Origin of the sequence: Vreelandella zhanjiangensis DSM 21076 (genome assembly GCF_000377665.1) — a bacterium.
Taxonomy (GTDB): domain Bacteria; phylum Pseudomonadota; class Gammaproteobacteria; order Pseudomonadales; family Halomonadaceae; genus Vreelandella; species Vreelandella zhanjiangensis.
The window spans coordinates 20,482-34,997 of the sequence record NZ_KB898647.1 but is presented as its reverse complement, the minus strand read 5'-3'; the positions used below and the strand labels follow the sequence as shown (position 1 = coordinate 34,997).

The window sequence follows — 14,516 nt, the reverse complement described above, 5'->3', positions numbered from 1 at the left end:
TGGCCGGCACTCCAACGCTTAAGCGCAGTATGCTGCTATCGACGCTCTTGTTGGCTGACGCTTATCAAATCGGGTAGCGCTCAGTGAGCTTAAACCACTGAGTAGTAAGCTACTATTGATTGGCTCTATGCTCAATCAATTCGTCAACCACCGACGGGTCTGCCAGGGTACTGGTGTCACCCAGACCATCACATTCGTTGGCAGCAATTTTGCGCAGAATACGCCGCATGATTTTGCCCGAGCGCGTTTTGGGTAACCCTGGCGCCCACTGAATCACATCGGGGGACGCAATTGGCCCGATGTCTTTACGCACCCAAAGCGACAGCTCTTTCTTGAGTTCATCGGTGGGGTCGATACCGTCATTCAAGGTCACATAGATATAAATGCCCTGGCCCTTGATATCATGAGGGAAGCCTACGACCGCGGCTTCGGCAACGGCTGAATGCGCGACCAGCGACGACTCAATTTCAGCGGTGCCCATACGGTGACCTGACACGTTAAGCACGTCATCCACGCGGCCAGTGATCCAGTAGTAGCCGTCTTCATCGCGGCGGCAGCCGTCACCGGTGAAGTACATGCCGTCATAGGTCGCAAAATAGGTCTGCACGAAGCGCTCATGATCACCCCAGATTGAGCGTGCCTGACCCGGCCAGGAATCCAGAATCACCAGATTGCCTTCAGTGGCACCTTCCAATAGATGCCCTTCGTTATCCACTAGCGCAGGCTGTACGCCAAAGAAAGGCAGCGTGGCTGAACCAGGTTTTAGGTCGGTTGCGCCAGGCAGCGGAGTAATCATGATGCCGCCGGTTTCGGTTTGCCACCAGGTATCCACAATCGGGCATTGGCTATTACCGATCACGCGGTAAAACCACTCCCAGGCTTCCGGGTTGATCGGCTCACCGACCGAGCCGAGCAGGCGCAGGCTATCGCGCGAGCTGGTATCCATGACGTTATCGCCATGGGCCATCAGGGCACGCACGGCGGTGGGCGCGGTATACAGAATGTTGACCTTGTGCTTATCGACGATTTCACCCAGGCGACCATGGGTCGGATAGCTGGGCACGCCTTCAAACATCAGCGTGGTCGCGCCATTGGCAAGCGGCCCGTAAACGATATAGCTGTGTCCGGTGACCCAGCCGACATCCGCGCTGCACCAGTAGACCTCGCCATCCTGATAGTCGAACACGTACTGGTGGGTCATGGCAGCATACGTCAAGTAGCCACCGGTGGTGTGCTTGAGGCCTTTGGGCGCGCCGGTGGAACCTGAGGTATACAGAATGAACAGTGGGTCTTCGGCGCCCATCGGCTCGGCGGCGCACTCGGGTAGCTGTCGATCAACCAGCTCATCGAACCATAGATCGCGCCCCTCAACCCAGTCGATATCACCGCCGGTGCGTTTTACCACCAGCACGTTCTTGCAGACATCGGTGCCATCGCGGGTCAGTGCTGAGTCGACGTTCTCCTTGAGCGGTACCTGCTTGCCGCCGCGCACGGACTCGTCGGCGGTAATGATCAACTTGGAATCGGCACCAATAATCCGCTGAGCCACCGCGTCCGGCGAGAAGCCGCCAAATACTACCGAGTGAACCGCGCCAATCCGTGCGCAGGCAAGCATCGCCATGGCCGCTTCCGGAATCATTGGCATGTACAGCGTCACCGTATCGCCTTTCTCGATACCCAGTGATTTCAGGGCATTAGCCAGCTGGCAGGTGCGCTCGTACAGCTCGCGGTAGCTGATATGCTTGGATTCGTCAGGGTTATCGCCTTCCCAAATGATCGCGGTCTGGTCGCCACGCTTTTCCAGATGCCGATCAAGGCAGTTCGCGCTTACGTTGAGCACGCCATCCTCGAACCAGCGGATATCCACGTTATCGCGTTTGAAAGAGGTGTTCTTGATCTTGGTTGGCGCTTTTATCCAGTCAAGGCGCTTGGCCTGTTCCGCCCAGAAACCTTCAGGGTCATCCTTGGACTGCTGGTACATGGCCGTGAATTTATCTTTATCGGCCCAGGCATTGGCGGCGATAGCATCGCGCACCGGATAGACGTTTTGATGTTCGCTCATAGTTGCCTCTGTCCGTGGAAACGCACTCTCAATAGGAATGTAGTCGGTATTATTATTGGTTGCCCCGACACCACTAAATGTTCCCCTAGCATAAACCTCCCTTAGGCGCCTTCCTCTTAGACATTGGTATTAGCAATTTTTAATTAAAAAACAGCAACCTAGAAGCACCCTGCGGCTTTGAACATGCAGTATAGACCAACATCTGCTGACAATGGCGACAACGATAGCCGCGGCCTTTTTTGACCAGACCATGGCGCCTGGCCGTTAACTGGTGGGTACGACAGCCGCACTGGTAACGATAAGGCGCAGGCTGGGCCTTTTGCGTATTAAAGCGATGGGTAACCTCGGGCACCAGACCAAACAGATTGCGCATCACGCTTTGCCATTCGCGCCCGTGCGGCTTTAAGCGTTGCCCATCGCGCAGATGAAAGACCAGCCAGTGAGCCATCTCATGGGGAATGACCTCATCAAAAAAAGCGCTGCGATTTTCACTGAGCAAGATGAGGTTGAAGCGTAAGCCGCCCCGCCCCAGGTGCGCCTGCCCTGCCGACGCGCCTTTTAAATCAAACCAGATGCCTGGGCGTGGCAGCTGTGGGTAAACCTCAAGGCAACGCTCCCACGCCTGTTCAGCACGCTCAACAGCGGCTTGCTGCAGGGCTTCTAAACACAAAGCTCCCAACTCATCGTTCGGCCAGGGCGGCAGCGGCGATGCCCCCGTTAGCGATGCGCCTATTAGTGATAAACTTGTCATTAATGAATGCCTGAAAGATCGTTACCCATTAGTATCATTTTTTAAACGACTCAACTCATGAGGCTTGCTATGGCAGAGCGCCCCGACGATTCAAATGCGCCAGAGACCGCCCCTCCCCAGCCACTGCTTACCGATGAGCAGCTCGACAGGCTGGATGACTTCCTCGACTCCGAACAGGTAGATGAGGACGCGCTGGATCTGATCTCGGCCCACGGTTTTTTAGTGGCGCTAGCGGTCGCGCCCAGCGAAGTATCGCCAGCACAGTGGCTCGCTGAATTGTTTCAAGGCGAACCGCGCTATGCCGATGATAGCGAGCGCGATGAAATCATTAACCTGCTGACGCTACTGCGCGATAACGCGATGGCGGTACTCGAGCAAGGCGGACTTCCCGAACTGCCCTTTGAGTTAACCCTGGACGGCCTGCCTTCTGAAGAAACCCCGATTGGCGACTGGTGCGCGGGCTTTATGGAAGGCGTCTTCAGCGACGAAAGCGCTTGGTTCCAGGACGATGAAGAAGCCGCGGCAACGCTGCTTTTACCCTTCATGCTGCTTTCCGGGCTATTTGATGACGAGCCCGACATGGCTGAGATGGCAAGCGATAGCGCACGCCAGGAGACGCTGGTAGAGCAATTGCCAGAACTGGTGCTTGATCTGTACTTGCACTACCGCGTTCCGCCGGAAACGCCTAAGCCCAAACCGCGCAAAAAGACGCCCGCCAAGGGCCAAAAGCGCCGCTAGGTAAGGCCGCGTTATGCGGCCCTTTATTTAAGCCGGGTAATCACTGAGTCCAGTGTGCCAAATACCCACTCAAAAACACGCTGTATCCAGGGGCGCGCAGCCCACTCTTCGGCCAGCACTTCTTTGCTGGCCGAAAAATTACGCTCGAACATTGCCTGCACATCAAGCGCAAGATCTTCGTCCATCGCTTCCTGATTAGCTTCCAGGTTCCAGTGCAGATTCCAGTGGTCAAAATTACACGAGCCGATACTTACCCACTCATCAGCCAGTATGAACTTGGCGTGGATAAACGTCGGCTGGAATTCATAAATCCGCACGCCTGCTTTAAGCATAGCCTGATAGAAACGCTGCCCGGCATAACGTACGCCGGGATGGTCATGCTTGGAGCCGGGCAGCAAGAGGCGTACATCAACCCCGCGCTTAGCTGCACGGGCCAAACGGCGACGTAATGTAAAAGTAGGCACAAAGTAAGGCGTACATAGCCAAAGGCGATTCTGGGTGTGGCCCACCTGTCGATAAAGCGAGTGACGAATAGCTTGATACCGATAGCCTCTACCCTGCATCGCACGCCCTGGTGCGCCATCCTCAAACTCCACCGCTTTGCGCTGTTTGGGAAGCAGTTCCGGCAAACGCTTGTCATCTGCGCGCGTTAAACGCGAACGCCATAGCCTCCGAAAAAGCGTCTCCCAATCGGCAACCACCGGGCCTTCAATACGCACGGCAATTTCGTACCACGCCTTTAAAAACTCATCCACCGCGCCAAAACCACCTGTAAAGGCAACGTCACCATCAATGACTACAATCTTGCGGTGGTCTCGGCTCAGATTGCGAGCCAGTGAGTGCAATCCCAGCGGGTTGAAGAAGCGCAGCGCGACCCCAGCGTGCAAAAGCCGCTCGCGATCACTTTTAGCAAGTCCCATGGCACCAAAGCCATCGAGCAGCAAATAAACACTGACACCGCGCTGGGCGGCTTTACCAAGCGCGGCTATAAGCTGGTCGGCAAGCTCTCCCGACTCCATCAAGTAAAGCTCTACCATTACGTAATGGCATGCATTGTCGATGGCGTCGAACATGGCAGGCAAGAAACGCGAAGCCTCTGGCAGCAGGGTAAACCGGTTGCCCTTATGCCATGTTTGAGGCTGATACTGCATAGTGTCTTGCTCCTTTTGAGCGTCCTTGATCAGCGATACACATCGACCTAACGATGAAGCGACTGTTTGACATACAAATCGTACCGGCTGGTCTTGCCTTCCAGCACATGCTGCGGCGCAGGCCCCTTGATGGGTGGGGCTTTACGGGGACGCTTTACCACCACTCGGTGCGTCGCGACATCGAGTGCGGCTTCTAGCAATCGGGGGGCATCATCGTCATCGCCCGCCAGCTCACGAAACAGGCGCATGTCTTTTTTGACCAGCGCGGATTTCTCGCGATGCGGAAACATCGGGTCCAGATGAATCACTTGGGGATCAAACGCAGCACCTTCAACCAGGGTTTTGAGCGACGCTACGGCATCGCCATGTCGCAGCGTCATGCGCGCCACTATCTCAGCGATTGCCGGCTCTTTGGCGGCCCGTGTCAGGCCGTCTTCCAACAGCGCGGCAATCGCATCGACTCGCTCGATCAACAGTACACAAGCGCCCAGGCTTGCCAACACAAAGGCGTCCCGGCCAAGCCCTGCGGTGGCATCGACCACGCTTGGCGTCACGCCTTTCGCTAATCCGCAGGCCTTGGCCACCAGCTGACCTCGACCGCCCCCGAACTGGCGGCGATGGGCAGCTTTACCCGCAGCAAAGTCAACGCTCAACGGTTTACCGTAAAGCTTCTCATCCCCCGCCAGCACCAAGCGCCCCTCGTCATACACCAACCTAAGACCTTCGGGCAGTACGGCCGTTTCAGGCAGGCTCATGCCGGCTTTTTCCAGGCAACGTTGTTACGCAGATACACCGGCTGGGCCAGATGAGCAGGCTGCCCTAGCCCTGCCGCTAAATCTTCCGCGCCGAGCCAAGCCATTTCTTCAGCCCGTGGTTCCAGATCAACAAGGTGCTGGGACATGCGTACTTGTACCGTGGCCGCAAATTGCTCCCATAGGGTGAAGCCTGACCCTACCCCTACCCAGTCGGTTTCGTCTTCGGGAAGATAAAAGGCTTCAGGTGGCAGTACTGCCTCGGCGCGCTGCAGGCCAACGGTGTCGTTCAGGCAGTGCCAAGTAGCGGCGTAGATTTCTCCCATCCGCGCGTCCAGCGCCGTAACGACGTAACGCAGGTGAAAACGCCGATGTGCCTGTAAGGCCAGAGCTTTCAGCGTAGATACACCTAGTAACGGGCGATCCAGGCCAAAGGCCAGCCCCTGCGCCGTACCTGTGGCGATTCTTAAGCCGGTGAACGACCCAGGCCCCTGCCCAAAGGCGATGGCATCAAGTGCCGCCGGGGTGATCTGCGCTTCTGCCAACAGCTCATCCACCATGGGCATGAGCCGCCGGGTATGCGCGCGTGGCGTCATCTCGTAGCGCGCCAGGCACTCGCGAGTTTCGCCATTCTGGCGTAGCAGCGCTACCGAGCAGGCGCTTGATGAGGCGTCTAGCGCAAGAAGGTGTAACGACATAGCGATTCAGCACTCGTGATAAGTATCCAGGCATTATACCTTTAGTGCACCCATACGACGATGGCCCGCGCTAGGCGGGCCATCGGTGACTGCTTACACACGGTGTAATCAGTTAAGCGCTTCTTTTACCTGACGGGTAATATCAGCAACGCTACCCACACCTTCAACGCGGTGGTATTGAGGAGCCGACTGCGGATCGCTGCTGGCCCACTGCTGGTAGTAATCTACCAGCGGCGCGGTCTGGTCGTGATAGACCGACAGGCGGTTGCGGACTGTGGATTCCTGATCGTCCTCGCGCTGAATCAGCTGCTCACCGGTCACATCATCCTTACCCGGCTCTTTAGGCGGGTTGTGATCGACGTGATATACACGACCCGAGGCTGGGTGAACGCGACGCCCTGCCAAGCGGTTCACGATCTCTTCATCCGGCACGGCGATCTCAAGCACGTGATCGATTTTTACGCCACCGTCCTTCATCGCATCGGCTTGTGGAATGGTGCGGGGAAAGCCATCGAACAGGAAACCGTTTTCACAATCAGGCTGGCTGATGCGCTCTTTAACCAGATCAATGATGATCTCGTCAGACACCAAACCACCGGTATTCATGATCTCTTTTACTTTTAGCCCCAGCTCGGTGCCGTCTTTAATCGCCGCGCGCAGCATATCCCCGGTGGAAATCTGGGGAATCTTGAACTGCTCACAAATATATTGAGCTTGAGTCCCCTTCCCCGCGCCGGGGGCACCCAACAGGATTAAACGCATGGCACTGCTCCTTGAATGTAAAAAATGCGACACAATGAATTAACCGACAATAACCGCGCCACTCAGGCGGCACAACTCCCCAAAAGCCTGAGAGGGGCATTTTTCTGAGTTTTTTTTAAATAAAACAGATAAGTGGTGTCTGTCTGCTACTTTGGTCACTCTTATTGAGGCATCAGGGGTTGTACGAAACATCAGCCGGTACCGATAATTTTTCGTACAAAGCCTAAACGCAAGCGGCGCCCATCGCTGGGCGCCGCTTGGTATACCGTATCAGTTATCGCTCACTCCGTTTACCGCATTACAGGAGTAGACGGCGGATATCGGTCAATACATCCGCCAGGAACGCTGTGAAGCGTGCTGCATCAGCCCCGTTAATGGCGCGGTGGTCGTAGGAAAGCGACAGCGGCATCATCAAGCGCGGCTGGAAGGCATTACCATCCCACACAGGCTTCATTTGCGCTTTGGAAACCCCAAGAATGGCCACTTCCGGCGCGTTCACGATCGGCGTAAAGGCAGTACCACCAATCGAGCCCAGGCTCGAAATAGTGAAACAGCCACCGGTCATTTCTTCACGCTTGAGCTTTTTGGTTTGTGCTTTCTTACCCAGCTCCGCCATATCCTTGGCAATCTCGATCAAGGATTTTTTGTCGGCATCGCGCAGTACCGGCACCATCAAGCCATCGGGCGTATCAACCGCAATACCGATATGGACGTAGTTCTTCCATACCAGCGTTTCGCCATCGCCTTTTAGGCTGACATTGAACTGCGGGAATTTACGCAGCGCAAACGCACAGGCCTTGACCAGGAACGGCAGTGGCGTGAGCTTGGCACCCTGGGCTTCGGCTTCCGCCTTCATCGACTTACGGAAGTTCTCAAGCTCGGTGATATCCGCTTCGTCAAACTGGGTCACGTGAGGCACGTTAAGCCAGCTGCGATGCAAATTGGTCGCGCCCATTTTAAGCAGACGACCCATCGGCTTCTCTTCGACTTCACCGAACTGGCTGAAATCGACTTCCGGAATCGGCGGAATACCCGCGCCACCCGTGGCGGCAGCTGCTCCGCCTGAAGCTTGTGCCTTGCCCTGATTAGCAATGACTTGCTTCACATACGCCTGCACATCCTCTTTCAGCACGCGCTCTTTAGGCCCACTGGGCTTGACCAGCCCAATGTCAACGCCAAGCTCACGCGCCAGCATACGCACGGCTGGGCCTGCGTGTACCAGCTTGCCATCACGCGGCTTGTGTGCGGCCATCTGCGCTTCAGGACTCGGTGTGCCTGATCCGCTTGAGGCGCTCTGTTTGGCAGCGCTCTTCTCAGCTGGCTTTTCAGGTGCTGATTTTTTTGGCGCAGGCTTGGAAGCGGTTTTTTTAGCGCCAGCAACTTCGATATAGCCAATCACATCGCCTTCAGAAACGGTGTCACCCTCTTTAACGGTTAGCTCGACGAGCTTACCTTTATAGGGGCTGGGTACGTCCATGGAGGCTTTGTCAGATTCCAGCGTAATCAGCGCATCTTCTTCGTTGATTTCATCGCCTACCGCGACACCAATCTCGATAATCGGTACGTCGGTTGAGCCTGAAATATCCGGAACACGAACTTCCTTGCGCTCTGGCTCAGCACTTTCAGATTCAGTGCTGTTGCCTTCTTCATCAGCGGTTTCGGTCGCTGCTTCAAGGTCGTCGGATACTTTCGGATCCTCGGCGCTTTGCGGCGCATCAGCAGATTCGCTTGCGTCTTCAGCGTCACCGTCGCCTTCACCCTCGACTTCCATCTGGCCGATAACATCGCCTTCGGAAACCGTGTCGCCTTCTTTTACCGTAAACGCGACAATTTTACCGGTATAGGGGCTCGGCACGTCCATGGAGGCTTTATCGGACTCCAGGGTGATCAGCGTATCTTCAGCGTCGATACTATCGCCTTCACTAACGGCAACTTCGATGATCTCAACGTTATCAGAGCCGCCCAGGTCCGGCACCTTGATATCCACGGTCTGCTTACCGCCGGATTTCTTGGCGCTTTTCTGTTCGGTCTTGGGCTTTTCTTCGGCCGCAGGGGCTTCTTTCTGCTCGGGTTCGGACGCTTGCTTGTCGTCCTCTTCCTCGGCATCGCCGCCACCTTCAGCTTCCAGCTCAACGATATCGTCGCCTTCGGAAACGGTATCGCCTTCCTTCACCAGCACTTTGATGACTTTACCGCCCTTCGGGGCAGGAATGTCCATGCTGGCTTTATCGGATTCCAGCGTGATCAGGGTGTCTTCCGCTGCAATGACGTCGCCTTCCGACACCGCAATCTCGATGATTTCGACACCTTCGCTACCGCCGATGTCGGGCACTTTGATGATTTCGCTACTCAAGGTCGCGCTCCTTCCAAATCGGATCGAGCCGGCGGGTACTTCACCCGCCGGGCAGCGGTTTAGCTAGTCAGCGGGTTCGGCTTGTTGGCGTCGATACCGTATTTCTTCAGGGCTTCGCCAACGTGCTTACGCTCAATTTCACCACGTTCAGCCAGCGCACGCAGAGCGGCAACGGTGACGAAGTAGCGATCTACTTCGAAGAAGTAGCGCAGCTTCTCGCGCGTGTCCGAACGTCCAAAGCCATCGGTACCCAAGACAGTATAGTCGCCTGGCACCCATGCACGAACCTGATCCGCGTAGAGCTTCATGTAGTCAGTCGAGGCAATGATCGGGCCATCGCGACCTTCCAGGCACTTCGTAACGTGGGGCTTGGTAGCCTCAGCGTCCGGGTTCAGGAAGGACTCACGCTCAAGCAGCAACGCCTCACGACGCAGTTCGTTAAAGCTGGTGACGCTCCAGATGTCAGCGCCAATACCCCAGTCTTTTTCGAGCAGCTCAGCGGCGGCTTCGACTTCGCGCAAGATGGTACCGGAGCCCATCAGCTGAACGCGTCCCTTGTCACCTTGGGTTTCGCGCAGCAGGTACATACCCTTGACGATATCGTCGACTGGTACGTTCTCAAGCTCTGGATGCTCGTAGTTCTCGTTCATGACGGTCAGGTAGTAGAAGCAGTTCTCTTTATCAGTGAACATACGCTTCAAGCCATCCTGAACGATGACGGCAACTTCATGACCGTAAGTCGGATCGTAGCTACGGCAGTTAGGAATGGTCGACGCCTGGATCAAGCTGTGGCCATCCTGGTGCTGTAAGCCTTCACCGTTAAGCGTCGTACGCCCAGCAGTGCCGCCCACCATAAAGCCACGCGCCTGCAAATCGCCCGCGGCCCATGCCAGATCGCCGATACGCTGGAAACCAAACATGGAGTAGTAGATGTAGAACGGCAGCAACGTGACATCGTTGTTGCTGTAGGAAGTGGCCGCAGCAATCCACGCCGACATGGCGCCCGCCTCAGTAATACCTTCTTCAAGAACCTGGCCTTTCTGGTCCTCGCGGTAATACATGATCTGGGCTTTATCCATCGGCTCGTACTTCTGGCCTTCGGCGGTATAGATACCCAGTTGACGGAACATACCTTCCATACCGAAAGTACGTGCTTCATCAGGAATAATGGGGACTACCTGCTTGCCAAGCTTCTTATCTTTTACCAGGCCGTTGAGTACCCGCACAAACGACATTGTGGTGGATACTTCACGCCCTTTGGAGCCCGCCATTTGCGTAGCAAAGGTTTTGTCTTCGAGCGAAGGAATTTCCAGCGCTTCGAAATCACTCTTGCGGCTGGGCAAGTAGCCGTTCAAGCGCTCGCGCTGAAGGTGCATGTACTTAAGCTCGGGAGAGTCGTCTTCCGGCTTGTAATAAGGCACTTCTTTAAGCTGCTCGTCGGAAAGCGGAATGCCGAAGCGGTCGCGGAATTTCTTAAGCGCTTCGTACTCCATGCTTTTCACCTGGTGCGCTTCGTTGGCTGCTTCGCCATCGCCGCTACCCATACCGTAACCCTTAACGGTATGCGCCAGGATTACCGTCGGCTTGCCATTCGAGGAGTTGACGGCTTCGTGATAGGCCGCATATACCTTGAACGGGTCGTGGCCGCCGCGATTAAGTTTCCAGATATCTTCATCGGAAAGCTCTTTAACCATTTCTTCGGTTTCAGGATATTTACCGAAGAAGTGCTCGCGGGTGTACGCGCCGCCGTTGGCTTTGTAGTTCTGGTACTCACCATCGACTGCTTCGTCCATACGTTTTTGAAGGATGCCTTTCTTGTCCTTCTCAAACAGCGGATCCCAGTGACGGCCCCAGACCACCTTGATGACGTTCCAGCCAGCACCGCGGAAGACGCCTTCGAACTCGTCCATGACGCGAGAGTTACCGCGTACAGGACCATCCAGACGCTGCAGGTTGCAGTTGATAACGAAGATCAGGTTATCCAGGTTTTCACGACCAGCAAGTGAGATGGCGCCTAAGGATTCTGGCTCATCGCACTCACCATCACCCAGGAAACACCAGATCTTACGATCGTACATATTCTTCATTTCGCGATGATGCAGATACTTCATCACGTGGGCCTGATAGATCGCCTGGATCGGGCCAAGACCCATCGAAACGGTCGGGAACTGCCAATAATCCGGCATCAGCCAGGGGTGCGGATAAGAAGACAGACCGTCGCCATCCACTTCCTGGCGGAACTTGTCCATCTGCTCTTCAGACAGACGGCCTTCCAGGAAGGAGCGCGCGTAAATGCCCGGCGCTACGTGGCCCTGAATGTAGACCAGGTCGCCTGCGAAATCGTCCTTCGCCGCGCGGAAGAAGTGGTTAAAGCCCACATCATAGAGCGTCGCTGAGGACATGAAACTTGCAATGTGGCCGCCAAGCCCGGGGTTTGCCCGGTTATTACGAATGACCTGGGCGATTGCGTTATAACGGATCAAGGAGCGGATACGACGCTCCATGAACAGATCGCCAGGCATCGGCGCTTCACGATGAAGCGGAATCGTATTGCGGTGCGGGGTTGTCACCGAGAAGGGTACCTTCATCCCGTCACGGCGTAAGCGATCCGCCAGGCGGGTCATCAGGTAACGGGCGCGATCTTCGCCCTCACGATCCAGTACCGATTCCAGGGATTCCAGCCACTCCGTGGTTTCGATCGGATCGAGATCTTCTCTTGTCTCCAGACTCATAGAGGTCTCTCCGAATGACGATAAATGACATTAGCCCCGCCAACCCACTTGGGCTTGGGGCAGCTGCGATGATTGGTGGCCACCGCAGAATAGCATTGGCGCGGTAACGCTAAAGGCTTTTTCGCTCTATATTCAATGAGCTACAGTGAACTCAATGTAGTAAAGCTACACAAATGTCGTAAAAGTTAGTCTTTTGTATATAGGAAGATACCGCAAAGTCGCCACGCTGCCAATTCCAGAACAACGTAAAAGCCCATCGAAAACAAACTATTGCACCGCAACATAAGCGCTTTCCAAGCGTTTCCCCAGGGTAACAAACCACCCCAAAATGTAGCTAAACTACCGTTTTATTTTCTTATTGGTGAAGGACTTAACACGGATCTTTAAAGTGCATCAAGCCTTCTTTTGGTTAACAATTGGTAAAAATATGCCCAGTCAAATGCCGGCCCTGGGTCGGTTTTACGCAATGGTGCAACGTAAGCATGGCTGGTAATACGCGAAGCATTGAGCGTTGGATAACAGGCCATTAACCATTCGGTTGCCTTCACCAAGGTATGGTACTGGGCCTTGGTAAAAGGGGTCGTATCGTCGCCTTCAAGTTCGATTCCCACGGAGAAATCGTTGAGCGTCCGGCGCTGCTCTTTTAAGCCATTATCCCACCACTGTGAGCGCCCTGCGTGCCAGGCCCGCTGGTCCGTATTTACAAACTGCACACACTCGCCATCCCGGCGAATCAACATATGCGCTGAGACGCGTAGATGAGCGATTTCAGCGAAAAAAGGATGATCACCCACTGCCAGCTGGTTGGTAAACAGTGCTTCAATCGCTGGGCCACTAAACTGCCCTGGCGGCAGACTAATCGCGTGCAGTACCAGTAAAGACACCTCATTGGCGGGGCGTTCATCGCAGTTAGGCGACTCAACCTTTCGCGCTCGCTCCCACCAGCCGCCTTTCATCTCGTTATCCATCACTCGCAAGGTCTCCTCTACGTGGCGCTCTCTTTCACTGCGCTCTTTTACTATAATGCCGCTCACACTTGATATTGCCCAGAGAACTCACCGTTATGAATGATCAGAATGCGCTTGCTGAAGAGATCCGCACCTGTGTGGCTCGCCTGCTAGCCGAAGACGTTGGCACTGGCGATATTACCGCACAGCTCATCCCCGAGAACCAGTGGGCTACCGCGAAGGTGATTACCCGGGAAGCCTGCGTATTATGTGGCACGGCCTGGGTGGATGAGATTTTCAACCAATTAGATGAGCGGGTCACACTGCGCTGGCTGGCAGCCGATAGCGATTCACTAAATTCAGAACAATGCTTTCTTGAGCTTGAAGGGCCTGCACGCAGCCTGCTCACTGGCGAGCGCGCAGCGTTGAATATGCTGCAAACCCTGTCTGCTACGGCGACCGCTACGCGCGCTAATGTCGATTTAATCGAGGGTAACGGCGTACGCCTGCTCGATACCCGTAAAACGCTTCCTGGCCTGCGCTTGGCGCAGAAGTATGCCGTGACCTGTGGTGGCGGCCACAATCATCGCATCGGTCTGTGGGACGCTTTTCTGATCAAGGAGAACCATATTGCGGCGTGTGGCGGCATTCAGGCGGCGGTGACTCAGGCACGAGCGCTGGCCGCTAATCTATCGGTTGAAGTTGAGGTCGAGACCTTCGAAGAGCTTGACCAGGCCCTGGCGGCCGGCGCCGATATCATCATGCTGGATAATTTCGCCATTGAAGATTTGCATGTCGCGGTTGAGCTAAACGGCGGGCGAGCAACGCTTGAGGCCTCGGGCAACGTCGATGCTACAACGCTCAAAGCCATTGCCGACACGGGCGTTGACTGTATTTCCAGCGGTGCGCTGACCAAGGATATTAAATCCATCGACCTTTCCATGCGAATCACCCATACCTATAACGTATAGGCGCACTCAGGTCTCAATAGCGCTCAGGCGTTTTTCCAGACGATAGCGCTTGAGCGACTCGCCGCTTCGCTCGACCCACTGCTCGCCCAGGTTTTCCCATCCTCGGCGCAGCAGTCGGTCAAACAGCATGACGCTGGCCTCAATTTCGACCCTATCAATGCCCTGTTCGAGCAGCATACGTTCGGCGTGAATGAGTAGCGTGGTACCGATGCCTCGCCCGGTTAATGAAGGCCAGACATAAAGCGTTTCGATACGTCCTTTTGGAGCATTAAACTCTAAAAAGCCGACGCAGCGCCCATCACAAACGGCTACTAGCGTTGTGTAAAGCGCCTGACGAGCTGCCCAGGCACTCGCTTCGCGGGGCAGCGCATTGGCCCAGGCACGGCGCTGACTCAGCTCATAATGGTTTGCAGCACCTTGCATGACCGCATGATAAAACACCTCAGCCTGATCCGCGGCGTCCCGCGCTAATGCGGCGCGATAGGTTACCCGGGCAGTCGGTGCTTTAGGCGCAGAAAGCTCCTCGGTATTAGGCATGCATCACCTCTCGCTGCTATCGAAAACTAGCTGTTCTCGAAAACCAGCTGTTATTAAAAAAT

12 protein-coding genes are annotated in these 14,516 nt (G+C 55.4%); 2 read left to right on the top strand and 10 right to left on the bottom strand.

From position 1 onward, the window contains the following. Positions 1-112: 112 nt before the first annotated feature. Positions 113-2,062: an acetate--CoA ligase gene (acs, locus tag D467_RS0104415; protein ID WP_018916302.1), complete on the bottom strand. Its 1,950-nt coding sequence runs from the start codon at positions 2,060-2,062 to the stop codon at positions 113-115. 139 nt (positions 2,063-2,201) lie between these two features. Next, positions 2,202-2,813: a SprT family zinc-dependent metalloprotease gene (locus D467_RS0104410; RefSeq protein WP_018916301.1), complete on the bottom strand. Its 612-nt coding sequence runs from the start codon at positions 2,811-2,813 to the stop codon at positions 2,202-2,204. 69 nt (positions 2,814-2,882) lie between these two features. Here D467_RS0104410 and D467_RS0104405 point away from each other — a divergent pair, with 69 nt between their 5' ends. Further along, the gene (locus D467_RS0104405) at positions 2,883-3,551 is read left to right on the top strand and encodes a YecA/YgfB family protein (RefSeq protein WP_018916300.1); all 669 of its coding nucleotides are present in this window, start codon (positions 2,883-2,885) and stop codon (positions 3,549-3,551) included. A 23-nt stretch (positions 3,552-3,574) separates the two neighbouring features. Here D467_RS0104405 and D467_RS0104400 read toward each other — a convergent pair whose 3' ends face one another. The 7 genes from D467_RS0104400 to ampD all read right to left on the bottom strand — a co-directional run bounded on the left by D467_RS0104400 (position 3,575) and on the right by ampD (position 12,967). Continuing rightward, positions 3,575-4,702 (bottom strand): phospholipase D-like domain-containing protein, encoded by a 1,128-nt coding sequence (locus D467_RS0104400; RefSeq protein ID WP_018916299.1) that lies wholly within the window; start codon positions 4,700-4,702, stop codon positions 3,575-3,577. A gap of 47 nt (positions 4,703-4,749) precedes the next feature. Then, on the bottom strand, positions 4,750-5,457 hold the full coding sequence (locus D467_RS0104395) for a class I SAM-dependent methyltransferase (RefSeq protein WP_018916298.1): 708 nt from the start codon (positions 5,455-5,457) through the stop codon (positions 4,750-4,752). Next, entirely contained in the window at positions 5,454-6,152 is a 699-nt protein-coding gene (gene tsaB, locus D467_RS0104390; protein ID WP_018916297.1) for a tRNA (adenosine(37)-N6)-threonylcarbamoyltransferase complex dimerization subunit type 1 TsaB, read from the bottom strand. Before tsaB ends, D467_RS0104395 begins: the two co-directional genes overlap by 4 nt. A gap of 108 nt (positions 6,153-6,260) precedes the next feature. Beyond that, the gene (gene adk / locus D467_RS0104385) at positions 6,261-6,914 is read right to left on the bottom strand and encodes an adenylate kinase (RefSeq protein ID WP_018916296.1); all 654 of its coding nucleotides are present in this window, start codon (positions 6,912-6,914) and stop codon (positions 6,261-6,263) included. A gap of 298 nt (positions 6,915-7,212) precedes the next feature. Continuing rightward, a complete protein-coding gene (gene aceF, locus D467_RS0104380; RefSeq protein WP_018916295.1) occupies positions 7,213-9,267 on the bottom strand; it encodes a pyruvate dehydrogenase complex dihydrolipoyllysine-residue acetyltransferase in 2,055 nt (684 codons plus the stop codon). A 59-nt stretch (positions 9,268-9,326) separates the two neighbouring features. Then, on the bottom strand, positions 9,327-11,999 hold the full coding sequence (aceE, locus tag D467_RS0104375; RefSeq protein WP_018916294.1) for a pyruvate dehydrogenase (acetyl-transferring), homodimeric type: 2,673 nt from the start codon (positions 11,997-11,999) through the stop codon (positions 9,327-9,329). 383 nt (positions 12,000-12,382) lie between these two features. Then, a complete protein-coding gene (gene ampD, locus D467_RS0104370) occupies positions 12,383-12,967 on the bottom strand; it encodes a 1,6-anhydro-N-acetylmuramyl-L-alanine amidase AmpD (RefSeq protein WP_018916293.1) in 585 nt (194 codons plus the stop codon). A 95-nt stretch (positions 12,968-13,062) separates the two neighbouring features. Between ampD and nadC the strand changes: the two genes are divergently transcribed. After that, positions 13,063-13,917 (top strand): carboxylating nicotinate-nucleotide diphosphorylase, encoded by an 855-nt coding sequence (nadC, locus tag D467_RS0104365; RefSeq protein ID WP_018916292.1) that lies wholly within the window; start codon positions 13,063-13,065, stop codon positions 13,915-13,917. A gap of 6 nt (positions 13,918-13,923) precedes the next feature. Here nadC and D467_RS0104360 read toward each other — a convergent pair whose 3' ends face one another. Then, positions 13,924-14,454, bottom strand: a complete 531-nt coding sequence (locus D467_RS0104360; protein WP_018916291.1) for a GNAT family N-acetyltransferase — start codon at positions 14,452-14,454, stop codon at positions 13,924-13,926. Positions 14,455-14,516 lie beyond the last annotated feature (62 nt).